Annotated in this window: 23 protein-coding genes; 10 read left to right on the top strand and 13 right to left on the bottom strand. The window is 60.3% G+C overall.

From position 1 onward, the window contains the following. Positions 1–58 precede the first annotated feature (58 nt). From ACXAH0_RS05320 to ACXAH0_RS05300, 5 genes are all read right to left on the bottom strand, one after another. Positions 59–598, bottom strand: coding sequence for a TetR/AcrR family transcriptional regulator (locus ACXAH0_RS05320; RefSeq protein WP_475184288.1), 540 nt, complete (start codon positions 596–598; stop codon positions 59–61). 87 nt (positions 599–685) lie between these two features. Beyond that, a complete protein-coding gene (locus ACXAH0_RS05315; protein WP_475189576.1) occupies positions 686–1582 on the bottom strand; it encodes a LysR family transcriptional regulator in 897 nt (298 codons plus the stop codon). Positions 1583–1667: 85 nt separating this feature from the next. Then, complete coding sequence (locus ACXAH0_RS05310; protein ID WP_475189574.1) at positions 1668–2171, bottom strand: DUF2937 family protein; 504 nt, start codon at positions 2169–2171, stop codon at positions 1668–1670. 5 nt (positions 2172–2176) lie between these two features. Beyond that, positions 2177–3154, bottom strand: a complete 978-nt coding sequence (locus ACXAH0_RS05305) for a WD40 repeat domain-containing protein (protein ID WP_475189572.1) — start codon at positions 3152–3154, stop codon at positions 2177–2179. Between the two features lie 6 nt (positions 3155–3160). Next, positions 3161–4252 (bottom strand): CobW family GTP-binding protein, encoded by a 1092-nt coding sequence (locus ACXAH0_RS05300; protein WP_475189571.1) that lies wholly within the window; start codon positions 4250–4252, stop codon positions 3161–3163. 349 nt (positions 4253–4601) lie between these two features. Between ACXAH0_RS05300 and ACXAH0_RS05295 the strand changes: the two genes are divergently transcribed. The 4 genes from ACXAH0_RS05295 to ACXAH0_RS05280 all read left to right on the top strand — a co-directional run bounded on the left by ACXAH0_RS05295 (position 4602) and on the right by ACXAH0_RS05280 (position 10430). Further along, on the top strand, positions 4602–5771 hold the full coding sequence (locus ACXAH0_RS05295; RefSeq protein WP_475184277.1) for a pyridoxal phosphate-dependent aminotransferase: 1170 nt from the start codon (positions 4602–4604) through the stop codon (positions 5769–5771). 170 nt (positions 5772–5941) lie between these two features. Beyond that, the gene (locus tag ACXAH0_RS05290; RefSeq protein WP_475189565.1) at positions 5942–8110 is read left to right on the top strand and encodes a diguanylate cyclase; all 2169 of its coding nucleotides are present in this window, start codon (positions 5942–5944) and stop codon (positions 8108–8110) included. 240 nt (positions 8111–8350) lie between these two features. Next, complete coding sequence (locus tag ACXAH0_RS05285) at positions 8351–8764, top strand: universal stress protein (RefSeq protein WP_475184274.1); 414 nt, start codon at positions 8351–8353, stop codon at positions 8762–8764. 28 nt (positions 8765–8792) lie between these two features. Continuing rightward, positions 8793–10430 carry a BCCT family transporter gene (locus tag ACXAH0_RS05280; RefSeq protein ID WP_475189563.1) on the top strand — a complete coding sequence of 546 codons (1638 nt, stop codon included), beginning with the start codon at positions 8793–8795 and terminating at the stop codon, positions 10428–10430. 151 nt (positions 10431–10581) lie between these two features. Here ACXAH0_RS05280 and ACXAH0_RS05275 read toward each other — a convergent pair whose 3' ends face one another. From ACXAH0_RS05275 to ACXAH0_RS05260, 4 genes are all read right to left on the bottom strand, one after another. Further along, positions 10582–11673 carry a LacI family DNA-binding transcriptional regulator gene (locus ACXAH0_RS05275; RefSeq protein WP_475189560.1) on the bottom strand — a complete coding sequence of 364 codons (1092 nt, stop codon included), beginning with the start codon at positions 11671–11673 and terminating at the stop codon, positions 10582–10584. A 104-nt stretch (positions 11674–11777) separates the two neighbouring features. Further along, the gene (locus ACXAH0_RS05270) at positions 11778–12278 is read right to left on the bottom strand and encodes an OmpA family protein (protein WP_475184270.1); all 501 of its coding nucleotides are present in this window, start codon (positions 12276–12278) and stop codon (positions 11778–11780) included. A gap of 81 nt (positions 12279–12359) precedes the next feature. Next, positions 12360–13004: a L,D-transpeptidase gene (locus ACXAH0_RS05265; RefSeq protein ID WP_475189558.1), complete on the bottom strand. Its 645-nt coding sequence runs from the start codon at positions 13002–13004 to the stop codon at positions 12360–12362. A gap of 332 nt (positions 13005–13336) precedes the next feature. After that, positions 13337–14245: a DMT family transporter gene (locus ACXAH0_RS05260; RefSeq protein ID WP_475184266.1), complete on the bottom strand. Its 909-nt coding sequence runs from the start codon at positions 14243–14245 to the stop codon at positions 13337–13339. A gap of 126 nt (positions 14246–14371) precedes the next feature. Here ACXAH0_RS05260 and ACXAH0_RS05255 point away from each other — a divergent pair, with 126 nt between their 5' ends. Continuing rightward, positions 14372–14851, top strand: a complete 480-nt coding sequence (locus tag ACXAH0_RS05255) for a methylated-DNA--[protein]-cysteine S-methyltransferase (protein WP_475184264.1) — start codon at positions 14372–14374, stop codon at positions 14849–14851. A gap of 980 nt (positions 14852–15831) precedes the next feature. On the opposite strand, the gene ACXAH0_RS05250 is transcribed toward ACXAH0_RS05255, so the two are convergent. Further along, positions 15832–16110, bottom strand: coding sequence for a hypothetical protein (locus ACXAH0_RS05250; protein ID WP_475184261.1), 279 nt, complete (start codon positions 16108–16110; stop codon positions 15832–15834). A 314-nt stretch (positions 16111–16424) separates the two neighbouring features. Here ACXAH0_RS05250 and chrA point away from each other — a divergent pair, with 314 nt between their 5' ends. After that, positions 16425–17765, top strand: a complete 1341-nt coding sequence (gene chrA, locus ACXAH0_RS05245) for a chromate efflux transporter (protein ID WP_475189555.1) — start codon at positions 16425–16427, stop codon at positions 17763–17765. A 19-nt stretch (positions 17766–17784) separates the two neighbouring features. Here the strand turns inward: chrA and ACXAH0_RS05240 are convergent, their stop codons facing one another. The 3 genes from ACXAH0_RS05240 to ACXAH0_RS05230 form a co-directional block, all read right to left on the bottom strand. Beyond that, positions 17785–18336: a MarR family winged helix-turn-helix transcriptional regulator gene (locus ACXAH0_RS05240; RefSeq protein ID WP_475189554.1), complete on the bottom strand. Its 552-nt coding sequence runs from the start codon at positions 18334–18336 to the stop codon at positions 17785–17787. Between the two features lie 365 nt (positions 18337–18701). Continuing rightward, a complete protein-coding gene (locus tag ACXAH0_RS05235; RefSeq protein WP_475184255.1) occupies positions 18702–19859 on the bottom strand; it encodes an MFS transporter in 1158 nt (385 codons plus the stop codon). 203 nt (positions 19860–20062) lie between these two features. Beyond that, on the bottom strand, positions 20063–21112 hold the full coding sequence (locus ACXAH0_RS05230; RefSeq protein WP_475184253.1) for a putative metalloprotease CJM1_0395 family protein: 1050 nt from the start codon (positions 21110–21112) through the stop codon (positions 20063–20065). 175 nt (positions 21113–21287) lie between these two features. Between ACXAH0_RS05230 and ACXAH0_RS05225 the strand changes: the two genes are divergently transcribed. The 4 genes from ACXAH0_RS05225 (at position 21288) to ACXAH0_RS05210 (ending at position 25399) form a co-directional block, all read left to right on the top strand. Further along, positions 21288–22091, top strand: coding sequence for a creatininase family protein (locus ACXAH0_RS05225; protein ID WP_475189553.1), 804 nt, complete (start codon positions 21288–21290; stop codon positions 22089–22091). A 228-nt stretch (positions 22092–22319) separates the two neighbouring features. Then, on the top strand, positions 22320–23258 hold the full coding sequence (locus ACXAH0_RS05220; protein WP_475184249.1) for a LysR substrate-binding domain-containing protein: 939 nt from the start codon (positions 22320–22322) through the stop codon (positions 23256–23258). A 121-nt stretch (positions 23259–23379) separates the two neighbouring features. Next, positions 23380–24216, top strand: coding sequence for a bifunctional allantoicase/(S)-ureidoglycine aminohydrolase (locus tag ACXAH0_RS05215; protein ID WP_475189551.1), 837 nt, complete (start codon positions 23380–23382; stop codon positions 24214–24216). 196 nt (positions 24217–24412) lie between these two features. Next, complete coding sequence (locus tag ACXAH0_RS05210; RefSeq protein WP_475184245.1) at positions 24413–25399, top strand: type I glyceraldehyde-3-phosphate dehydrogenase; 987 nt, start codon at positions 24413–24415, stop codon at positions 25397–25399. Positions 25400–25466 lie beyond the last annotated feature (67 nt).

Below are 25466 nucleotides of genomic sequence, written 5' to 3'. Positions count from 1 at the left end.
CCGTGGGGAACGGCGGTCAGACCGCCGTTTCAAAAAAGATCCAGGCCCCTCTGTCAGGTCAGGAGCAACGCTCTTCCGCGGCAGCCTTGAACATCAGCCGCACCTGCCTCTTGGCATCTTCCACCGCCGTTTCACCCATTTCCCCATAACACGCGGTCACGCCCTCATGGAGCATATAGAGAGTAGTGGCAAACTGATCGCGGCCGCTGAGAAACCCGAAAAACGTCAGCAATTCACCCTTGTGCCGGGCCACTGTGGCCTTGATGCTGGCACTGTCCGGATTGGCAGCAAGGGCCTGACGGAAAAAACACTCCTTGCCCTGGGTGGCCCGCATCCAGCCGCCCAGCTTGTCGAACAGCTGTTCGGCTGCAGCAAGGCCCGGGGTCCCGGCACCTTCCTGCACATAGGCCAGATATCTTTGGTGCCGGTATTCAAGAGCCCCAAGGATCATGGCTTCGCGGGACGGAAAATAACGGTAGAGAGTGCGCATACTGACACCCACTCCAGCGCGCAGGTCCGGCACGCTCGGGTCCGCAAATCCCCGGCTCCAGAACACTTGTTCCAGACCGGCGGCGATTTCATTCTGGGTGTTTTTCATCGGCGCAGACTGATACGCATCAAGTGTATTTGCAAGTCAAACTTCCGCGACGTTTTCACACCCGCTCAACGGGCGCCCCCACAAGCCTCAGCACTCGGGTGTCCTGGAAGCCCATTCAACAAGAAAGTCTACGAAGGCCCGGACTTTGGCACTTAAATGACGCCGGTGCGGATAAACCGCATAAATGCCGCGCAAGGGCTCTTCATAGTCCTCCAGAAGAACCACAAGGTCCCCCTTCTCGATATCTTTCTCGACAAAGAAATGGGGTGTGCGCAGGAAGCCGAGCCCGGCCAGCCCGGCCTCGCGGGCCGCAGCCGCACTGTTGACCTCCAGCGGGCCTTTCACCGGAACGGTGAACCTTTCCCCGCCTTCATAAAAAACCCAATTCTGCTTGTTGCGGTAGTTCGTATCGACAAGACACGGCCGGGTCGCAAGATCCGCCGGAACTCTCGGCACGCCATAGCGTTCAATGACTTGCGGCGTTGCACAGACCAGAATCCGGAACGGGGTGATCTTGCGGGCAATAAGGCTGGAATCTTCCAGTTGCGTCACCCGCACGGCCAGATCAAAGCCCTCCTCGACCATATCGACAAACCGGTCTTCCAGGCGCAGATCCAGCTTGATCTCGGGATACTGAACCAGAAACTGCATGATCGCCTTGTTCAGCATATTGTCGCCCATCGACCGGGGCGCAGACACCTTGAGGCGGCCCCGGACTTCGCGATGGGTGGATTGCACCGAGGCCTGAAGATCATCGATCCGCTGCAGAATTTCGGCCGCTTCCTTGTAATAGGCTTCCCCGACCTCGGTCAGAGATACCTGCCGGGTGGTCCGGTTCAGGAGCCGCACACCCAGTTCGTCCTCCAATTCACCCACATATTTGGAGACAAGCGCCTTGGACCGGCCCATCTCCCGCGCCGCCGCTGAAAACCCGTTGGAATCGACCACTTGAATAAAACAGCGCATACGCGTGATTGCGTCCATCAGGTTTCCTTTCGCCTAGGGCCCGGTCCACCTTGATTACCTGATTTGACGGCACGGGGTCAAAGCAGCGACGGGCTCGAAACCGCTACCCCGCCTGCGGCCTGCGGCGCAAGCCGAACCTGCCAAGACCAACAAGAAGACGCATGAGCAAAAGCCCAGCTAATGCACCAGCCCCGGCGCATACAAAGCCCGCAAAGGTGACCGGCACTGCAGGCTCATAGGCTTGCGCCGTGGCCTGGGCCAGTTGCGGATCGAACCTGCGGGCAACCACGGCAAGCCGCTGCAAGGGACCGGCCGTTTGAAGCTGCACCTGCTGCTCTTTCAAGCGGGCCAGGCGTTCATCGGCCAGAGCCATGCTGTCGCCCCGGGCCCGGATGAACGGATCGTCCGCCGCCCGTTGCCGGGCAATCGCTTCGGAAATGCTCAAACCATAGCGCGCCGCGTCCCGGCGGAAATCGGCCAGCACCTCTTCCAAAGCATCAATGGCCCCGCCGAGCCGTTGCCGGTATTGCTGGGAAAATTCCGGCAATTGAGACGTTGCCGTACCGCTGAACAGCATGGCAAGAAGAAGGAAAATCCGTACCGTCACCGCCTTTACTCCTCCAGGCTGATGATCCCCGCTTCGCCCGCCTCGGTGCCGAACGCCAGCCTGCTTCCTTGCCGGTCCCAGCCCATGGAAGAAACAGGCCCCTGACCCGGCCGCCGCAGCAGAACCTCGGCCTGATCGGAAAACCGGCACATGAGAATGGACCCGTCCTGATAGGCAACCGCCACCACGTCTTCCTGGGGATGACAAGCCACCGCCGTTACCAGCAGATCAGAGCGCACCCCCAATTGCAGGGGCGATTGCCCCATGGGACCTGTCTTCCCGGAAAAGGGCCACAAGATGGCGGCATTCGCGCCCGAAGTCGCCAGATAGCGCCCCTTGAAAGACCAGCTGAACGACTTGACCTTCGCCGGATAGCCGCTCATGCGCATGTCCTGCGCATCGGACAGGCGCCATCCATGGAGGGCATTTTCCTGCATGCATGTGACAAGATATTTGCCGTCCGGTGAAAAATCCGTGGCGAAATGCGCACCTTTCCAGGTCAACTCCGCCGGGGCCCCATCCGTGCCCGGCCACCACAGCGTTGCCCCGTCATAATGGGCCACGGCCAGCCGTGTGCCCTTGGGCGCAAAGGCAAGACCACCAACAGCGCCATTATGGGTGAGCTCCTTTTCCCGGCCATCGCCGAGGATCACCCAGGCGACCCGGCCACTGGAAAAGGCAAGCCCCCCCGAAGCCGAGGTAGCGATCAGGTCGAGCCACTTGCGGGACCGTTCGGCCACAAGCTCATGGGATCCGTCCTGGCCACAGCGGTAGACACAGCCATCGTCGCCGGAGGTGATCAGCGAAAGCCCATCCTTTGCAGGCTCAGCGGCCAGCAGTCCGGCCTTATGCAGTTTCAGGACCTTTTCCCCCGCGCCGGACAAGGTCACATCACCTTCCCCGGACGCGAAATAGGCACAGTCTTTCAAGAACCCGGCCCGGACCACAAAGCCGCCGGTCTCAATGGGAGCAACAATTGGCACGTCTGATCAGCCCTGCTCGGCGCGGCACGCCTGGAAGCTCTCTTTCAGAACATCCCAGTTGAGATCCCGGCCGATGAACACAAGCCGGCTTTCGCGGGGCTCATCCTCTTTCCAGTCGCGCTGGTGATTCCCTTCGACAATCATGTGAACCCCCTGAATGACATAACGCTCCGGATCCCCCTTGAACGCCAGGATGCCCTTCATGCGCAGAATGTTCGGCCCCTGAACCTGGGTCACCTGGTTGATCCAGGGGAAAAACAGCTCCGGGTTCAGATCCCCTGCGGTCAGCGAAATGCTCTTGACCGAATGGGGATTGTCATCGTGATGGTGGTGATGGCCGTGGTCATGCGCGTGATCATGCCCATGGTCATGGTGATGATGGTCATGATCGTGGTCGTGATCGCAGTCAGGCCCGCAGACATGATCATCCTCGGCCTCGCCCAGAAATTTCGGATCAAGGGTCAGGATCCGGTCCAGATCAAACGCCCCCCGGTCCAGAACCATGGAAATATCGATCCCGCAACGTTCACTCCGGTGGAGAACCGCATAAGGGTTGATTGACCGGATGCGGGCCTCCACGGTGCGGATCTCGTCCGCAGACACAAGATCGGTCTTGTTGATCAGGATCACATCGGCAAAGGCAATCTGGTCCTCGGCTTCTTCCGTGTCTTCAAGGCGCTGCAACACATGCCGGGCATCGACAACGGCAACAACGGCATCCAGCCGGGCGGAGGCCCGCACATCATCATCCATGAAAAAAGTCTGCGCCACGGGCGCCGGATCGGCCACACCGGTGGTCTCCACGATGATGCCGTCGAAAGCTCCCTTGCGCTTCATCAGGTTCTGCACTGTGCGGATCAGGTCTCCGCGCACGGTACAGCAGATGCAGCCATTGTTCATTTCAAAGATTTCTTCGTCGGATTCGACAAGCAGGTCATTGTCGATCCCCACTTCCCCGAACTCATTCACGATGACCGCATATTTCTGGCCGTGCTGTTCGGACAGGATCCGGTTGAGAAGGGTCGTTTTTCCGGCACCGAGATAGCCGGTCAGCACGGTGACCGGAACCTGTGCCTGGGTGTCCTGTGTCAAAGACATGGTGAAACTTTCTGGCTGAATCAAAGGCTGGCCCGCCTGCTCCGGCAGGCCCGCCCCTGAAGGATTGCAAAGAGACAGAGCCTCTCTGCCTGCGGGCCCTGGAACGCAACATGCTTCAGGAAAGGAGTGTGCCCGCCCGGACGAGAAAGGTTGTTTTGCGCGCTATATAAGCATAATGGCAGCTGAATGGGAGGGACGCCGGAATTTTTCTGTGGCAACGGTCAGGCAGCAGCCCTCCGCCCAGCAAGAGGGCCGGTGCGAACAGTTCTGCCGCGATCCGGTCTTTCCAGACGCTGTACCGAAGCGCTAGGTTGCGCGCAACACACAAAAAGATCTCAGGGAGCAACCGATGCTGAAGACGATCAGCGGATTTGACCGGATCGGGGAAGAAAACGCCTTTGCGGTTCTGGCCCGGGCAACAGACTTGGCCGCCCAGGGCAGGGACATTATCAATCTGGGCATTGGCCAGCCGGATTTCAGCACACCGGAGCATATCGTGGAAGCAGCGGTGAAGGCCCTGCGGGACGGCCATCACGGCTACACACCCGCCCCCGGCATCGCCCCCTTGCGCGAAGCGGTCTGCGCCGATCTCCACAAGCGTCACGGAGCCGAGACCGACCCGGGCAATGTGATGATCGTGCCCGGCGGCAAGGTCACCATGTTCATGGCGATCCTTATGTTCGGCGAACCCGGCGTTGAAATCCTGTATCCGGATCCGGGCTTTCCGATCTACCGCTCGATGATCGAATTTACCGGAGCCACACCGGTTCCGGTGCCGATCCGTGAGGAAAACGGCTTCGCGTTTTCAGCCGAAGAAACCCTCTCCCTGCTGTCGGACAAGACCCGCCTGCTGATCCTCAACTCCCCGGCCAATCCGACCGGCGGCGTCACCCCGCGCGCCGAAATCGAGGCCCTGGTGGCCGGACTGGATGCCTGGCCGGATACCGCCATCCTGTCGGACGAAATCTACTCCCAGATGACCTATGACGGCACGGAGCACGTGTCCCTGCTGCAATTTGACAGCATAAGAGACCGGCTGATCCTGCTGGACGGCTGGTCCAAGACTTATGCCATGACCGGCTGGCGCATGGGGTTCTCCCTCTGGCCGGACGCCCTGGCCGACAAGGCGCGCAAGCTTGCCGTCAATGCCTGGTCCTGCGTCAATGCCCCGGCGCAGATGGCAGGCCTGGCCGCCCTCACCGGTCCTCAGACAGCCGTTGAGGACATGGTGCGCGAATTCGACAGCCGCCGGAAAACCATCGTGGAGGGGCTGAACGCACTTCCTGGCATTTCCTGCCGGACGCCCTTTGGCGCCTTCTATGCGTATCCGAACATCAAGGACACTGGCTGGAAAGCCAAGGAGCTTGCCTCTACGCTTCTGGAAAAGCAGGGCGTTGCAACCATCGGCGGACCAGATTTCGGCATACTCGGAGAAGGCTACATCCGACTTTCTTATGCGAATTCAACCGAGAATATCCTGCGCGCCCTTGAACGAATAAAGCAATTCCTTGCAGAATAAGACTACAGAAAAATACCAATACTAGGCTCAATACGAATATAAAAATATCTCTATTTCCAAAAAAGGAGATATGACACAAAAACATCCCTAAGTAAGATATTTTTTAATCTTCCTGCACCTTTAATACCTCCTCGGTTACACCTGCTTAGGCCGATACGGGGAGGCAATTCGTGGAGAGTTTTACACTCGACCTGGAAAAATCCTTCGGGGACCTGAACGAAAGCGTTCTGATCACCCGGCCGGACAGAACCATTGCATTTGCCAACCGGGCAATGGAACGGTTGCTGCGTGTCGGCGCGGGAGAGCTGACCGGAACCACCGCCAAGCGTTTTATCGCCGACCCCGCCCAGTTTGAGGCCATGGGAGAGTTCTACAAATCCCCGCAGGATCTGAGTCATCGCAGGCAATTGCCCCTGGACGTGATCCTCGGAGACGGAACCCGGACCGAGCTAGAGGTGGTCAGCTCACCGCTGTTCGATATCGATCAGACCCTGAAGGGGCTGTTGTTCATCGCCTGGGATGTCAGCGACCGCAAACAGCTTGAAATGAAGCTGAGCGACATTGCCCTGACCATGGAAGATGCCCTGGAGGCCATTCCGGAAGGGTTCGCGCTCTATGATGCCGAAGACCGGCTGATCATCTGCAATGAAAACTACCGGGAGATCTATGCCAGCTCTGCCCCTGCCATGTTTCCGGGCAACCGGTTTGAGGACATTCTGCGCTTCGGACTGAATCGCAAACAATACGACACCGGCGGCCTGGACGACGACACGTGGCTGGCAAAGCGGCTTCAGCAGCACCAGTCAGCCGATGGATCGATCCTTGAACAGCAACTGGAGGACGGCCGCTGGCTGCGCATTGCCGAAACCCGAACCCAGACCGGCGGCATTGCCGGCATCCGCGCCGACATCACGGAACTGAAAGAGGCAAAAGCCCTCACGGAAAAAGCCTACCGCAACCTGCATCTGATGGCCGACAGCCTGACCGCCTGCGTGGGAGAAGTGGCACTGGACGGCAGCTGCCTCTACCTCAACAAGACAGGGTGCGAATGGTTCAACGGCACAAGCGAAGAGCTGATCGGCACCCGCCTGCGGGAAAAGCTGCCCTGGAACGAAAGGGATGCGATCCGCACACTCTTAATGACCGCCCTTGGCGGCACCACGGCAACCGCCGAAGTGAGCCTGCACTTTCCTGATGGAATTTTCCGGGAATGCCAAGTGGATTGCAATCCGCGCTTTAACGCTGATGGCGCCGTCGACGGCCTCGTTGTCCTGATCAATGACATCACGGACCGCAAGAAGACCGAGCAGACGCTGTCCGAGCTATATTCCATCACCTCGACTCGCGCTCTGAGCCATGAAGACAAGATCCGGGAAATCCTGCGGCTCGGCTCCGCCCATTACGAATTGCCCTTCGCCATCATCAGCCACGTGAATGAGGGGCACTACACAATCAGCCACGCACACAGCCCGGACAATGCGATCACACCGGGCCAGACCTTCCCGCTCAAGGACACGTATTGCACCCTGACGCTGGCTGCAGATGAGCCTCTGGCCACCACCAATGCCGCCAACTCGAAGTTTGCCGGGCATCCCTGCTACGAGATTTTCGGCCTCGAGACCTATATCGGCGCCCCGCTTCTGGTGGACGGAGAGGTCCACGGAACAATCAATTTCACCGCTCCGGAAGTCCGCAAACGCCCCTTCACACCCGCAGATATTCAGATTGTCCGGCAATTCGCAGATTGGATCGGCCATGAGATTGCCCGCCAGCGGGATCATCAGGCCCTGATGGATGCAAAGATAAACCTGGAAAGGATTGCCAGCATCGACGACCTGACCAAGATCTTTAACCGCCGCGCCCTCCTGGAACGCGCCGCCACTGAAGTTCAGCGTTTCCGCAGAACGGAACAGCCCTTCACTGCCGTCATGATGGATATCGACAAATTCAAACTGATCAATGACCAATATGGTCACGCGGCAGGAGACGATGTCCTGAAAACCTTTGCCAATGTGGTGGGGGACGAATTGCGCGCTGTCGATATTTTCGGCCGGGTGGGCGGTGAAGAATTCTGCGTGGTTCTGTCCGCAACCGGGCTTAAGGATGCCATGACGGTGTGCGAAAGGCTGCGCAAGAAAATCATCTCGCACTGCCAGAAGGACTATATCGAGCAGACCATTACATGCAGCCTGGGGCTTGCGCTCTCCTGCCCGGAGGACGTGGATTTCTCCACCCTCATGCAGAAGGCCGACACCGCTCTTTACGAGGCCAAGACCAGCGGCCGTAACAAATGCGTCGCTTACACGCCTGCTCTCGCCCCGTCCCCTGAAGAAGACTGACAGCACCCGGGTACACCCGGCATCCTCCAAGCCACAAACTGCCGTAGGTGAGATGTCATTAAATTTCACCTGAGCGCCGTTTCTTTGACGTCTTGAAAACATAGGCGTAATATTTTTGAAACCGAGCGGGCAAAAACGAAAAATATTCGAGAATCGAAATAATCAGAAAATATCTCCCGTTCCATCATTTCCGTGATCAAGCCCCATCCTGCATCACCGGAATACGAAAGGGAGGACATTTTGTTCAAAAAAATACTGACTCCAATCGATCTGGGCCACGCGGACAAACTTGAAAAAGCAATCTCCGTGAGCGCCCAGATTGCCGGCACAAACGGCATTCCCGTTGTCTTTGCCGCCGCCACGGCGGCTGCCCCCAGCGCAATGGCGCATACGCCGGAAGAATTCCGCGGCAAGCTTGACCGGTTTGCCCAGCAGCAGGCCAGCAAACACGGGATCACAGCCTCCGCCCACACGATGATCGCCCATGATCCGGCTGCGGAACTGGAGCCTGCGCTTATGAAAGCCATTGCCGAAACCGGAGCCGACCTTGTGGTCATGGCAACCCATATCCCCAATGCGGTGAACCATGTCTGGCCCTCCAACGGCGGACGCATCGCCTCCCACGCAGATGTCTCTGTCTTTCTCGTCAGATAACAGCTCCCAAAATCACAAGGATTGCGCCATGAGCGACAACACTTCCAGCCAGGGGATCCCGGATCCGGAGGGCGCGGCCAGCCTCATCGACACGGATTATGAAATCGGCCAGGACAATATCGAAACCAAACTGGGACCGTTTAATCTGGACATTCACAACCCGGTTTTTCTGGTGTCCGGCCTGACCATCATCGCCTTCGTTTTTCTGACCCTCGCCTTTCAGAATGACGTCGGCCCGCTGTTTGATGCCATGCGCAAATGGCTGACTTCCAATCTCGACTGGTTCTTCATTCTCGCAGGCAATATTTTCGTTCTGGTCTGCCTGCTGCTGATCGTCACGCCGTTTGGCAGCGTGCGCATCGGCGGTAAGGCGGCGGAACCCGACTACAGCTATTTCGGCTGGTTTGCGATGCTGTTCGCTGCCGGCATGGGCATCGGCCTGATGTTTTTCGGCGTGCTGGAACCGGTCTATCACATGGCCTTTTCCTCCCCCATCGGCGTCCCGTCACCGTTTGATGATCAAGGCAATCTCATTGAGGACAACGTCGCTGCCGCAAAGGCGATGGGCATGGCGGCAACAATCTTTCACTGGGGCCTGCACCCATGGGCCATCTACGCCGTTGTGGCCCTCGCCCTGGCCCTGTTCTCGTTCAACAAAGGCCTGCCGCTGACCATGCGCTCAGTCTTTTACCCGATCTTCGGGGAACGGACCTGGGGCTGGCCGGGCCACATCATCGATATCCTGGCCGTCTTCGCAACGCTGTTCGGGCTGGCAACTTCCCTCGGCTTTGGCGCACAGCAGGCCAATGCAGGCCTTGATTTTGTCTTTGGCATTCCCGTCAGCACCACGGCCCAGGTGGTCCTGATCATCGCCATCACAGCCGTCGCGCTCGTCTCCGTTCTACGTGGCCTGGACGGGGGTGTGAAAGTGCTGTCGGAGGTGAACATGCTGGTGGCAGCGCTCCTGCTGGTCTTTGTCATTGCCGCCGGCCCCACAGCCCTTCTGGCCTCCGATTTCAATGCAAACTTGAGCTCCTACGCCCAGCAGATCCTGCCCCTTTCCATGCCCTTCGGCCGGGAAGATGACGGCTTCCGCCAGGGCTGGACCTCGTTCTACTGGGCCTGGTGGATCTCCTGGTCTCCCTTTGTCGGCATGTTCATTGCCCGGGTCAGCCGGGGGCGGACCGTCCGGGAATTTGTGATCTGCGTGCTGATCATTCCAACCTTTGTTTCCGTTTTGTGGATGACCGCCTTTGGCGGCACCGCCATCGACCAGGTTCTGTCGGACACGGGCAGCCAGGTCCGGCAATATGTGATCACCAGCTACAGTCCGGAACTGTCCCTGTTCGGGATGCTGGCAGATCTGCCACTGGCTCCAATCACCTCCTTTATCGCCATCATTCTGGTGATCGTCTTCTTCGTGACCTCGTCGGATTCCGGCTCCCTGGTCATCGACACGATCACGGCAGGCGGCAAGGTGGATGCCCCTGTGTCCCAGCGGGTATTCTGGTGCACCTTTGAGGGGCTGGTCGCGATTGCCCTTCTGCTTGGCGGCGGTCTCGGCGCGCTCCAGGCCATGGCGGTCTCCACCGGTTTCCCCTTCACCATCGTCCTGCTTCTGGCCTGCTACGCAATCTTCAAGGGCCTGAAAGACGAACCGCGCTGACAGAAAGCAGGCGCCGGTCACACCCTGGCGCCTGCTTTCTCCCTACAGTTTTCAGGATCTCTTCTGCGTCCGCCAGAGAAACGGCAGCCTGCGCCCCCTTTGAAAAGGGCGGCGACGCGGCAGGCAATGGCCGGGGAGTCCCGGGCCTCGCCTAATCCGCAAGCCGGGGGGCCAGGCGCACGCCCGGGGGCGGCGAACTCTCGCGGATGCGCAATTCCGGTTCGATCACGATCGGCGTGTTGGGCACCCGGTCCCCGGAAACCTGGCGCAGCAAGGTGAGCGCAGCCAGACGGCCGATCTTCTCCGGCTGATTGGCCACGGTGGTCAGAGCAGGCGTGCGCGCATCGGCGCCGTCAATATCGTCATAGCCGGTAACCGCCATATCCGGGCCCGGTTCCACACCGGCGCGGCGCAAGGTGGTCATCATGCCGAAGGCCACCAGGTCGTTGAAGCCAACCACGGCGGTTGGCCTGGTGGCCGCCTCCAGCAACGCGGCAACCGCAGCCCGCCCATCGGCCTGTGTCATCAACTCGGGCAGATCCACCTGACTGTCCGGATCGATGCACGCTTCCGCCATGGCCTTGCGCCAGCCCTCGTTGCGAAGGCGCCCCGTGGAACTGTCCCGGCGGCCACCCGCCATGGCAATCTCCCGATGCCCCTGCGCCAGAAGGTGTTTGGTTATCTGATAGGTGCCGGCCATATCATCGCCGCGCACACAGGGCGCCCAGACACCCGGAACTTCACGGGCCACCAGCGTCACCGGAATGCCCTGATCCACCAGCCGGTTGATCTCTTCAGCTGTCGTGCCGACCGAAGGGCACAGGATCAGGCCATCGGCCCGGTGCTGCAACAGTGTGTTGACGAAGCCGCGCTGGCGTTTCACGTCGTCCCGGTGGTTACAGATGAAGATCATCTGCCCCTGCTCTTCCAGAACATCCTCCAGCGCAGAAAACACTTCGGCAAAATACGGGTTCAGGATGTCATGCACCGCCACGCCGACAATCTGGCTGCGGGAGGTGCGCAGGGAGGCGGCCGACCGGTTGTAGATGTACCCGATTTCCTGCGCCGTCTGTTTGACCTTTTCCCGGGTCTCTTCCGCCACAAGCGGGCTGTCCCGCAAGGCGAGCGACACCGTGGCCGTGGAGATGCCCAGCTGGTCGGCAATATGGCCGAGGGTCAGCCGCTTTCCCGGTTTGGGGGGCAGGTCCGCAGAAGGCGGTGTGGAATCGTTGTCTTCAGACATTCAGCAGTGGTCTCTATTCCCGCAGAGGCGACGGCAACCGATACAGTTCCCCGCCCAGGCGGTAAACAGGCAATTTCGCCGGCTATGGCTTTTCGGAAGGCGCCTTACCGGGCCTGAGGCGCGGAATCGTCAAATTCCTCGCGCAGATTGACCACCACCCGCCGGTTCTGGGACTCGCATTCGATGGTGGCACAATCCGTCACCGGACGCTCCACCCCGTACCCCTTTACCCAGATCCGCTTCGGGCTGACCCCGAGGCTGACCAGTTCGGCCATGACAGCATTCGCCCGCTGGGTGGACAGCGTCTTTTGCGCCGCCTCGCTGCCCGGATCGTCCGAATGGCCCTGTACCTTGACCAGCCATTTCTTGTTGCGCTTCAACCACTCGGCCTGGCTCTTGATGGTCATCTCGGCTTCGTCGGTGACCGTTGCCGAGCCTTTGTCGAAATAGACCCGCCGTCCGACATTGATGATGAATTCCTCCTCCGACCCGGGCGCAATCTGCCCGAACCCGGCTGCCGTCGCATTTGTCACATCCGGCGAGGACAGGCCGCCCGCCGAGTTGCAGCCGGTCAATCCGGCCCCGATCACGATGGCTAGCGCCATCCCCTGGCCCCAACGGCCGCTCCGCTTACCCAAGAAAGCCCCCAATCCAAACGTCCACGTCAAAAAACAGCGTTTCCAGCCTTACCCCGCATTTGCGCCCAGATGCTCCAGCACAAGAACGCCAGTCCCTTTCGGGCACCGCTGGTAAAGGTCGATCACATCTTCCGGCAGCATGCGGATGCAGCCGGAGGACACATCATGGCCGATGCTCCAGGGCTCCAGCGTGCCATGCAGACGGTAGCCCAGATCGCGGCCATCCCGGTAAAGATAAAGCGCCCTTGGACCCAACGGATTGTTCGGAGCCCCACCGTCCACCTTGCGCGGCAGGTCCGGCTGGCGTTTGAGCATTTCAGGCGGCGGCACCCAGCGCGGCCAAAGCGCCTTGCGGTCGATGCGGGCCCGGCCATACCACTTGAAGCCTTCGCGGCCCACACCAACACCATATCTGAGCGCCGTATTGTTTTCCCAGACCCAGTAAAGAAAATGGTTCCCGGTATCTACAACCACGGTTCCAGGCGGCTCCGGGCTGAAATATTTGACCATCTGCCGGCGCCAGACCGGATCGATCCGGTTCAAATTTGTCCGGCGGTACTGGAACCCGTTGTCCTGCTGGTACCCGTTGAAATAGGCATTGGCGGCGGCATTGGCCTGCGCGGCCTGCGGCAGGGCCAAGGTGCCTGCGGCGGCCGCCATCCCGCCCAAAAACCTGCGGCGATCCATTTCCATCCCGTCCCTCCTGAAAAGGCCGGCCCCTTGCGGACCTTCTGCTGTCCGGGGCACTCCCCCGCATTCCCTTCAGCTGCGTATTAAGACGGAAAGTCGCACGTAGCGTCAACCTGCCATCGGCACCGGCCAGCCAGGAGACCGATAACAGCAGCATTCTCTCGTCAGATTTACCAGCATGTGAGCCCGGCCGGCCTGAAATCGCCACCGAAGGCCACGATGAGAGCGTTCCGCCGTGTCGCGCGTCCTGGACGATGCCCCACATCGCCCCGTGACACGCTCCTAGCTGAACGCTCTCATGTCACAGTCGAATAGGTGCTCATTTGGCAAGGTTGTTATGAGAGCCCGCGCACCCGTTCCCGGTAAAGAATATAGAGCCCCGACGCCACAACGATGGACGCACCCAGAAGCGTGGAGAGAGACGGCACATCGTCGAAAATCAAATAGCCCAGCGCAATCATCCAGACGATCTGGATATAGATGAACGGAGCCAGGACGGGCGCCGGGGCGATCCGGTGCGCCCAGATAAACAGGAAGTGGCCGCCGCCGCCGAAAACACCAGTCGCAAACAGCAAAAGCCAGCTCGTCAGATCCGGCGGGGTGACCCAGACGGAGAGACCTGCAGGCGCCATGGCAATCGCGGCCACAAGCCCGGACAGGATCAGCATGCCGGCGGAACTCTCGGTCGATGTCAGTTGCCGGGTGAAAATGGCATAGACAGCGTAGAAGATCATGGAGGCGACTGAATAGAGCGCCGCCCAATGCATGTTGCCTATACCCGGCTGGGTGACGACCAGAACCCCGATGAACCCGACGCCAATGGCGGCCCAGCGCCTGACCCCTGCCCATTCCCCGAGCATGGGCCCCGCCAGCGCGGTGATCACGAAGGGGGCGGCAAACATGATTGCCATGGTCTCTGCCAGCTGCAGATAGCGCACGGCCATAAAGTTGCAGATTGTGATGCCCAACAGGCAGAGCGCGCGCACGATCTGCAGCACCGGCCGGCCCGTTTTGAAAAGAGACGGGGCCCTCCACACCCGGAACAGCACAAGGCACAGCAGCACATGCGAGACGAAGCGCAGCCAGACAATCTGCAGGGTCGGCAGGCTGGAGGAGAGATATTTCGCCGTGGCATCCAGAAAGGAAAACCCGAGACAGGCCAGAACAATCAGGCCAATGCCCAGAACCGGCGCGGTTGCGGCAGCCGGACCGCTGGAAGAAGATGTCTGTTGGTCTAGTGACATTTGGACGGGGCCTTGTGCCGATCATCCGCAGATGAATAGATGCGTAAACCGGACCGGACAAAACCGCCAGTCCGGACGGGACGGGGAAGAGACCCGCTCCATACCATCTGGAAGCAGAGGCCACACATGCCTGTCTCGGAAGTTGAAACGTGGTTGGGGCGCCTGTCGATCACGGAATCGGACGGCGCGATTACCCACTTACACTGGAATAGTGCCGCGCGCCAAGAAGAAACACCCCCGGGGACGCCACCAGAAACACCCCTGCTGCAGGAAGCGGCGGCTCAGCTGCAGGCCTATCTGTCCGGCAAGCTGCGCTGCTTCGACCTGCCGCTTGCCCCCCATGGCGGCGACCTGCATCAGGCTGTGTTCCGGGCCATGCGCGCCATTCCCTATGGCCGGACCCGGACCTATGGAGAGGTCGCGAAGGAGCTTAACACCTATGGCCAGCCCGTCGGCCAGGCCTGCGGAGCGAACCCGATTCCGATCATCATTCCCTGCCACCGGATCCTGTCTGCCACCGGCCTTGGAGGGTATTCCGGGTCTGGCGGCCTGGACACCAAGATTGCGTTGTTGAAACTGGAAGGCGGATATCCGTTCCTTGTTTGAAAAGCGGATTTGCTCTCTTCCCTCCTCCTGCCGAGTGTCCTGCCCATGTCTAGATTTACGCTAAGGCAGATGAAAGCCTTTCCATAAATGACTTCAAAACCAATGGGTTTCAGCAACGTGAGAAAACAATCAAAAAGATTACAAACAAGAAAAACACTTATTGGTTGACTTCCGCAACTTTAACAAGGTAGTTTGTAACAGCGTAACGTTTTTTGTGATTTGCGACGCAGGATGTTCCAGAGGGAGACCACTTCCATGGCGGTGGATCAGAAGGTTTTTCACATTCCCGCAGAGACCCGGTATTCCTCAACACTCTCTCATCAGACGGCAGCAAATGCAGGCCGTCACGAGCCCGGAAATCCTTGCGATCTCCCCAGGCCCTGCTCCCGGTGAAGCAACAAGGACAGACACAGACCTTTCACACCATGGTCCTCGCATCCAGATCAGATTTCCGGCGCGGCGCGGTGCTCTGGACAGGAAAAGGAGTTTTTCGAGAGATGCGTCCCAGACCCTTTCAGCAGTCATTCTGGCCAAACGCTTTCCACTCAAGACACACCCCAATTCCCGTTTTGTCGAAGTGACATGTGCAGCAAGCCGGACCCGGCGCCTGTTTTGCCATTTTGCCAACCGTGGCGTCGTCCCACAGCGTTGAGCGCTGGCAAATGTGCAGAACAGGTCCCCGGTCCGGCCGAAAAGCACGGGGTTTCTTGAAACATCAAAAATTGCCCGGCTGACACTCAGGCCGGATGAACTGAAAGTCACTCTGCGCGCGTCGGCAGGTTGAGGCCGGTAAGTTCAACTCTTCAGGAGCCCGGCTTTCAGGTTGTCTGACTTGCGGCAAGAGCACACTTGCCGAATGTGCGTCGCTGGCAGGGACTGTGGGCGGATCTTGGAGGCCCATGAGGATCTGAAACCGGATTGAAATGGGTTCCAAACGGTCCTTCCGGATATATATGGGACGGTCCTTTGCCAGGGCGTCTTTAGAAGATCATGCTCCCGGCAGCAGCAATGACAATTGCCAGGGCGATCCAGATCATCAGCGCGGTTGCATCCTTGCGCAGGGAGGTCCCACCTGACCCAAAAGGCGAAACGTCAAACCCGCCAAAGGATGGCGCCCCGGCCGCCTTTCTGGAGGCGGCCCGGAATCGCCGCCGCAACTCGGCGGCCTTGCGGGCTCCGCGCTCTTCATTGATGGTCTGTGCAAAAGACCGGCCGGCTCCGGATGTCTCCTTGCCCGGGATCACAGTGAAACTGGTCATGGCATCTGCCTCCGAAAGCATCTGATGTGTTTCTACAGCGTTTAGCCTGGTGAAAACGGTTTTGTCTTTGCATCGGCAACTCGGTTTTCAGGCAGCGAAAGACAAATCCAGAGAAACACTATTTTCTCTAAATGGGATGTGGAGGCTGGCTGCGCAAATGACTCTTTCGTAATCTTACCAAAGGGCAACCAACGTCGCGCAGCCGTCACAAAAGCCGCGTAGGCAAGCCCGGTCAGAGCCGGGCGGTCTTCTGCCTGCCCGTCTCCAACACAGTCATCCGGACGTCTCAGACGCCCCCAGTAGCCAGGCCTTGCATGCTCAAAAACCCGCAAAACGGTCCCTCCGCCCCCAAAACACCGGCCGAACGCCCGTCTCTAGCGGACCTGACCCGGGTTTCCTTGAAGGTGGGGCTGCTGTCCTTCGGCGGACCGGCGGCGCAAATTTCGGTGATGCATCAGGAATTCGTCGAAAACCGCAAGTGGCTGTCGGAGGACCGGTTTCTGCATGCCCTGAACTACTGCATGCTTCTGCCCGGACCGGAGGCACAGCAATTGGCGACCTATTGCGGCTGGCTGAGCGGGCGCACTTTGGGCGGCTTGATTGCCGGGCTGCTGTTCATCCTGCCCGGCGCTTTCGCCATGGCTGTCGTCAGCTATATCTATGTGGCCTTTGGCGACACATCACTCGTCATGGCCCTTTTTTACGGCGTGAAGGCTGGCGTTCTGGCCATCGTGCTGCAAGCGCTGATGAAGATCGGGGCGAAGGCGCTCACCTCCCGGCTTGCATGGCTGATCTGTGCGGCTTCTTTCAGCGCCCTGTTTTTCCTGTCCGTGCCGTTTCCTCTGGTCATCCTGGCTGCCGCCGCCCTGGGCCTTGCCTTCGGGCGCCCTCCGGTGACCCCGCAGGAAAACGCTCATGAGATGCTGCCCGTCAAGGCCAGCCCTGCCGCGACGCTTCGGACCCTTGTCCTTGGAACGGTACTCTGGCTTGGCCCGCCCCTTGTCCTCCTTGCAGTTCTGGCCCCCGGCACGGTTTATGGGGAGATCACCCGGTTCTTCTCCGTGCTCGCGGTGGTCAGTTTCGGCGGCGCCTATGCGCTTTTGAGCTACATGGCCCAGGTGGCCGTCGATCTGGAAGGCTGGCTGACCGCAGGGCAAATGCTGGATGGTCTCGGGCTGGCCGAAACAACTCCCGGCCCGCTTATTCTGGTCACGCAGTATGTCGGGTTTCTGGGCGGCTGGCAGGCTCCGGCGCCGTTTTCGCCCCTGACCGGGGCCCTTTTGGCCGCAGCACTGACCACCTGGGTCACATTCGCCCCAAGTTTCCTGTTCGTGCTGGCAGGCGCTCCCTGGATGGAAAGGCTCCGGGGCAACCGCCCCCTTGCCAAGGCGCTCTCCGCAATCACTGCGGCCGTTGCCGGAACAATCCTGAACCTTGCCATCTGGTTCGCGGTGCATGTGCTCTTTTCGGAGACCCACCGGCTGACGGCAGGCCCGTTTGCCTTTTCATGGCCAGACCCGGCCAGCCTCGATCCGGTGCTTGCAGCCATCGCCGCCATTGCGGCCTGTCTGGTCTTTCTGGCCAAAAGGGGGATCGCCACCGTTCTGATAGCGACAGCCCTACTCGGTGCCCTCGCCCAGACCTTTCTGCCTTGAAGGCATCCAAAGAGCCCTGTCAGGCGGCTGAGAGTTCTTTGCTCTTGCCGCTTGCCTTGGGCGCATCCTTCTTTTCATCCCCGCCGGCGGTCTCATCCCCATCCGTGTCGAAATCGCTTTCATGCTCGGGGTCGTCATCAAGGGAAACCGACAGGTTCTTTTCCACCTGCCGCAGCAACTTGCGCAGTTTCTTGCGGTCCTTGTCATCAAGACCGGACATGGCCTCCCGCTCCAGCCGCTTCCACGCCTTGTCGACCGACACAACCAGGTCCCGGCCTTCCTCGGTCAGATAGACCCGCGCAAGACGGCCATCCGTATCGGACACCTGACGGCGCACGTAACCTTGTGTCGACAGGCGCGTCACCATTTTGGTGACCGTTGGCGGCTGCACACCCAGCGCAAGCGCCAGCTGGCTCATGGTCCGGCCGTCCGTATCGGCCAGAACCTTCAGAACAAGTTCCTGCCCAGGATGCAAACCGATGCGCATCAAATGCGCGCCCGATCGGGCCCGCTGGGCCTTGGCCGCCTGCACCAGCCGAAATGTTATGCTCTTTTTGTAGTTGAACGCCATCGCCCATACCTGCCCGAAGATCAGACCGAATCGTCATTTTTGACATCGCGGCAGAAACCTAGCCGGACTATTTAACCGTCAAATGACAGCCGGAGACAACCACACTTATTTTACCACGGCAAATGCCCTTCGCCCCTCGTGCATGCGCGAAAAAGAAAGGGGCCGCCACCCGCATCTGACGCTCATAAGCCGCCTTAGAAACCATTTCCGGCACTGGGTGGCAGGCTCAGACCCTTGTCAACGTGTCCGGGACGGTCATTCCTTTTACTTAGCGAAACTCGGGCGGCCATTCTCCCGAGCCTGGGATGCGAGATCGTAGAACAAGCCCAAAGAGAGCTGAAAGGAGAGTGACCACCGGAATTTCGCTATTCATGAACCTTCAACGCACCTGCAAGAAACGGCACAGCCAGCGTCAGCAGGGCCACCAGCGCAAAAGACGCCCCGAGCGAGAAGGCTTCGCCGACAAGGCCCAGCAACGGCGGGCCGAACAGAAACGCGCCATAGCCAAGCGTGGCAACAGCGGCAAGCGCCTGGCCTTTGGACATCCGGGTTTCGCCAGCTGCCCGGGACATGGCCAGCGGGAACAGCACCGCATAGCCGATCCCCATAATGAAACAGCCTGCCCATACGGCCCAGATGGACCAGCCGGACACCAGAAGCACCCCGCCCAGAAACGCCACAAGCCCGCTGACCCGGGCCACACGGACCGGTCCGTAAAGAGCCACCACCCGGTCACCGGCAAAGCGCATGATCACCATCGCGGCAGAAAAGACCGTGAAAGCAACCGGCGCAATCGATTCCGGATAGCCAAGATCATAGATCTGATAGAGCGCCGCCCAATCGGTCAGAGCGCCTTCGCCCAGCGCCGCGATCAGGGCAATCAGACCGGCCAGCAGCAAGGCGCCACGAGGCACGGCAAAAATCGGCGCCTTGCCCTCTTCTGCCCCGCCTTCCTGCGCGCGTGGCCAGGGCTGCCGGCACGCCCAGACCAGCACCGGTACAGACAGGAGGCTGCAAAGAAGGAAATGCTGAGCCACCGAAAGGTCAAGGCGGATGGCCAGGCCGCCCGCCGCCGCCGCGCTGCCCGCGCCCAGGCTGAACAGCCCGTGGAAGGAAGACATGACCGGGCGCGCCAGCGCTTTTTCCACCTCCGCGCCCCAGCCATTCATGGATACATCCAGCGCGCCGAAGAAAAACCCGCCCAGAAAGAGGGCAACCGTCAGAACCGGCAAGGACGGCGCAAGCCCCACACACAGAAAGGCCGCGACGGTAGTCACCGCCGTGAGCTTGGACACCAGAGCCGGCCCGTGCAGGTCCATAAGTTTTCCAGCAATCGGAAAGGCGGTGAACGCCCCGAAAGCCAGGACCAGCAACAACAGGCCGAACGCGCCTTCGCTCAAGCCGGTGAATGCCTTAATCTCCGGAATCCGGGATGCCCACAGGCCGATAATCGCACCGCCCAGGAAAAAGAGCGCCGCAACAACCCGGCGGGTGGCCAGAACCTGATGTCTTGGAACCTGCATGGAAGGACCTTGATGGGGCAAAGCCCTTTGGGCCCCTGGGGAAGCCCGGACCCGAAGCGCACAGCCAGTCTTTTGACAGTCTTAAGCTCCGGCTGTAGCGCGTTCACGCGCCGGGTTCAATCCTGACACCGCTGCGGACAAACGAAGCCACGCCGGAAGGATCATATCAGGCTGATCAGATGAGGCAGACCAGATGACACCGGTCAGGCCAGAACAGAGGCCAGTAAAGATTCCGCCTCCTGCGCCCTCTGAAGCGCAGACTGATAGGCCGCGGCGGCCTGGCCATTGGCTGGCTCTGGCCCGTTGCTCTGAAGCCCGCCACCTTGTGCCCTTTCACCTTCAGACATCTTGCCCTCTGACGCCGGCTTCTCCGGCCCCTTCTTCTCTGCTCCGGCACCGGGGCCGGACAAGGAATCGCTTGCCCCATCGCCCCCCTGCAGGTCCTCAGCCTTGGCCTGACGGGCCTCCGCCTGGGCTTCAGATAGCTGGGACCGGGCAAGCTGGGCCACTTTCAGGTCCTGGGACGAAGGTTCTGCCGGTGCGAGCGCCGCACGGATGACAATCTGCATCTTGCGGATAGTTTCTTGCGGGGTCTTTTCCTTGGATGTGTCGATCTGAACTTCGCCGCCAATTGCATAGCGTTTGCCGTCGGGGCCTTGCTGGAACGTGTAGCTCGGCGCCCCGGCATAAGCCCCACCCACCCGGGCATGGGCCTGTTCATGAGCCCGAACTTCCCGGTCGCGCTTGGCCAGTTCTTGCACCTGTTTTTCTTCAGCTTCGTTCAGCCCGTCGCCATCCGGGTCCTCCTCCTGGGCGCCGCCCTGCGTCCCGTCTTGCGTTTGTGCAGGGGTCAGTCCGCCCTCCTGGCCGCCGGGCGCCTGTCCCCCGGCGCCCTGACGCCCTAACGGGCCCTCCGATGCGCTGGCAGAAGCTGGCCCGCTGTCAGCAGGCCCCTCGTCGGCAACACGACCGGAAGACTGTGCGGACAGATCTGCGGACGGCCCTTCTGAGTGGGCACCGCCGCGCTGCGCCTGAGCCGGATCGGTTTCCTGAAGGGCCAGAACCGCCTGCTTGGTCAGCACACCACCGGAACCGCTTCCGGCGGCGCGGACCGGCCCGCTGGCCAGACTGTCGCGCACGGCGTCCCGCTCCCGGCCGGAAGCACCCGCTCCCCCGCCGGGCTCCAGTTCGCCCGCGACACCACTGCTTCTCAAAAGGTTCGCCGGCGTATTGGACAACAAAGCGCCGATCATGAAGCCCACTTTGCCGGGAAACAATCAGCAATATCTTAAAGCCGGAGCATGCCGCACGATCATATCTTCGTGAGGGCCTTGCTCTTCTTTGTTGTCTCTTTGCGGCACTTGCCTGACCGGTCAGGGTGTGCAAAGCAAGGGCCGAACTTGCGATAGAACAGTACGGGACGGGACAATGCTGCCCAGGCACTTCTGGCATGACATGACAACGGAGGATTTCAACTCCCCCGGCCGGGAACACTGGATCGCCGTTCTCCCGGTCGCAGCCATTGAACAGCATGGGCCCCACCTGCCCGTCTTCACCGACACTGCCATTGCGAACGGCCAGATCCAGAGGGTTCTGGAGCTTTTGCCCGACACTCTACCGGTGACCTTTTTGCCGACACAGCAGATCGGCAAGTCGGACGAGCACATTTCCTCTCCCGGGACGCTGACCCTTTCCTGGGAGACCGTCACCAAGGCCTGGATCGAAATCGGCGAGAGCGTCGCCCGGACCGGTCTCCGCAAACTGGTGCTGATCAATGCCCATGGGGGCAATGTGCCCATTCTCGACATAGTGGCCCGGGACCTGCGCGTCAGGCACAACATGTTCGTCACCGCCACCAACTGGCTGCGGTTCGGTCAGCCGGACGGACTGTTTCCGCAAGACGAATTTGCCTATGGTATTCATGGCGGCGACATTGAAACATCGCTTATGCTGCACCTTCACCCGGAGCTGGTGCGCATGGAGCTGGCGCAGGATTTTGTTTCCGAGCAGCAGACCTATCTGACAGAATTCAAACACCTGCGCGGCCACGGCAAGGCCCAGTATGGCTGGAAAGCCCAGGACCTCAATCCAACCGGCGCCCTTGGCAATGCCACCCGTGCCACAGCCGAAAAAGGCCGCCTGTCGCTGGACCATGCCGCGAGGGGGTTTATCGAGCTGCTGGAAGACGTTGCCGCTTTCGACCTGACCCGCCTTTGGGACGCGGAAGAATGATCTGGACATCTTTCGGCCCAGGCGCAAACGCGCTGTCAAATATTGCTACCCGGCAATCAACCGGGAGTCGAACGCAATCGGCCAGCACCGCAAGTGGACAGGGCCCGGCCCGTAATCCCGTGCTAAATCAGTGAAATTCCAGAGGTTTTATTGACAGTGGTTGACCTTGAGCCCCTTAGGCGACACACTAATGGCCCTGTGAGCTAGGGGGGCGCAGTTCGAGTACTCATGAACCTGTCAATCCGGCAATTGGCGACATTTCGCGAAGTGATGCGCAGCGGTTCCATTTCGGAAGCTGCCCGCACGCTCGGGCGTACCCAACCGGCTGTCAGTTCCACAATTGCCGGACTGGAGACGGAGCTGGAGCTGAAACTGTTCGTCAGGGAACAGGGCCGGCTGGTTCCGACGCCGGAAGCAGAGTTCTTTCTCGAAGAAGCCGAAGCCATTCTGAAACGCCTGGAAATCTCCAAGCGGACCCTGCGGGGCCTGGCAAACCGGGAGCATGGCCAGCTGCGCATTGCCGGCATTCCCGAAGCCGTCGCTGATTTCCTGCCCAACAGCCTGTCGAAATTCGTCGCCGACAAGCCGAGCGTGAAAGTGGCGCTGGCAAGCCGCTCTTCCTCGGAAATCGAGGAGCTGATCGCCGCCCAGCAATTCGACATTGGCTTTACCGAAACGCCCCGGGCCCGCAATTCCTTTGACCAGATCGATTTTGATCTGGAATGCATGTGCGCCATTCCCTCAACGGACCCTCTGGCCGCCAAGGAAGTCATCACCCCGGAAGAGCTGGACGGCTATCCGCTGGCGCTTCTGCATTCCGAACATCGCAGCCACAAGCAAACCTTGGCACGGTTCCGCGATGCGGGGGTGGATTTCAACCAGCGCTTTGAGCTTCAGACCGCCGTGTCCGGCCTCAAATTTGTCGAAGCAGGTCTGTGCGCGCTCATCTGTGACATGCTGACGGCCTATAAAGCCCAGGAAGACGGTCGCCTTGGGATGGGGCCGCCCCGGATCGTGTTCCGCCCCTTTCGCCCGCGCATCCAGAACGGCCTGTCGATCCTGACGCCGACCCACCGGCCGATCTCCATCGTCGCCAAGGATTTCTGCGATTTCCTGAGCGCGGAAATGGCGACCATGCGCTCCGCCATGATCAAGAAAACCGCCTAGAGCCTCGGGCAGCCCCATTTTCTTGAAATTCAAACAGGAACTCATGGGCCAAGCGTGCTGGTTCCGCCCGGCCGCACGCGGCATAGTTCCGCAATCACTCAATCAAGCGGGATCATGCGCTGTGCCAAACTCTCTCTACGCTCCCAAGGGCGGCCATCCCGGCCAGGACACCCTGTTGACCGACCGCGCCGTTTTCACCGAGGCCTATGCGGTGATCCCGCGCGGGACCATGCGCGATATCGTAACCAGCTTCTTGCCCTTCTGGTCCAACACCCGGCTCTGGGTGCTTTCAAGGCCCTTGTCCGGCTTCGCCGAAACCTTTTCCCAATACATTATGGAAGTGTCGCCCAAAGGCGGCTCGGACCGGCCGGAAACGGACCGGGCCGCGGAAAGCGTGCTCTTTGTCGTGGACGGCAGCGCGACCCTGACGGCAGAGGGCCAAACCCATGCGCTGGAGGAAGGCAGCTATGCCTTTCTGCCGCCGGAGACGGACTGGAGCTTGTGGAACCACGGCGATCACCCCGTGCGCTTTCACTGGATCCGCAAGGCCTATGAACCGGTCGAGGGACTGGACCGGCCTGCGTTGTTCGTCACCCATGAGCGCCAGGCAACGACGGTCGCCATGCCCGGCACGGAGGGCAAGTGGGCCACCTCCCGTTTTGTCGATCCGGAAGATCTGCGCCACGACATGCATGTGAACATCGTCACCTTTCAGCCCGGCGCGGTCATTCCCTTTGCCGAAACCCATGTGATGGAACACGGGCTTTACGTGCTGCAGGGCAAGGCGGTCTACCGGCTCAATCAGGACTGGGTCGAGGTGGAGGCCGGGGACTATATGTGGCTGCGCGCCTTCTGCCCGCAGGCCTGTTACGCAGGCGGGCCCGGCCCGTTCCGCTATCTGCTTTACAAGGACGTCAACCGGCACATGCCGCTGCGTTTGGCTGCCCGTTTCGGCTAACTCCGCTAAGGCAAGATCCGGCGGCCCAAGATTGTCCTTAAGGACAATATAAATAAGATCAAGACGTTAAAAGGTGATAGGCCTTTCAAAAGACGGCCCGAGACAAGAGGCTCCTTTTAACTTCGATCAACGTTCCGGCGCCCCTCTGGGCCAGTTGCGCCGGCTGATCCAGGCAGAGACAAAACAGGTCCTTGCAATGCGGATTGTCATCAACGGGTTCGGCCGGATCGGCCGGACCGTTTTGCGTCAGATCCTGGCGTTCCCCCAGCCCTCGGACATCAAGGTGCTGCGGATCAACGATATCGCCCCCCTGGAGACCTGCGCCTATCTGTTCAGATATGACAGCGTCTTCGGCCCTTATCCCGGGGAGGTTGCTGCCGGTGACGGCAGTCTCATCGTCGACGGGCTGACGATCCCCTTTTCCCGGGAATCGGATCTGACTGCCGTCGATCTGACCGGCGCCGATATTGTTCTGGAATGCACCGGCAAGGCCAAAACACGGGACATCGCCGAACGGGGTCTGGTGGCAGGCGCAGCCAAAGTACTGATTTCCGGCCCATCCCCGGCCGCCGACATCACCCTGGTTCTGGGCGCCAATGATCATCTCCTGAAAGATCAAATGGTGGTCTCCAACGGCTCCTGCACCACCAATGCGCTGGCCCCGCTGCTGCGCGGCCTGGAAGAGGCCGTCGGCATTGAGACCGGGCACATGACCACGATCCACTGCTACACAGCCAGCCAGCCCATGGTGGATGCGCCGCGCGGCCCACTGGAGCGCAGCCGCGCAGGCGGGGTGTCCATGGTGCCCACGACCACCAGCGCCACACACCTCGTCACTCGGGTTCTGCCGCATCTGGAGGGGCGCATCACCGGCGCCGCCGTGCGCGTGCCCGCCATCAGCGTATCGGCAGTCGATCTGACCGTCACATTTAAACAGACCGTTGCGAAACCGGTGAATGACCTGCTGCTGGAGATCTTCGCCGGCAATCCCGTGATCGGCTTCACGTCAGACAGGGTTGTCTCCACAGACTTGCGCGCCCGCCCGGAGTCCCTGGTGATCGCCCTGCCCGAGACCTTGAGCGCCGGAGACCGGCAGGCCCGGATTTTCGGCTGGTATGACAATGAATGGGGATTTTCCCGGCGCATGATCGACATGGCCAGACGGATGACCGCGCCCGGCTGAGCCCCGCCTCACCGGATAGCTCGCTATCCGCTGTCCGGTAGAGAACGGCAAATCCGATGGCAGGGGA

It is taken from the genome of Roseibium sp. AWQ4_290 (assembly GCF_056160985.1).
This window is presented reverse-complemented; position numbering and strand designations above follow the sequence as displayed.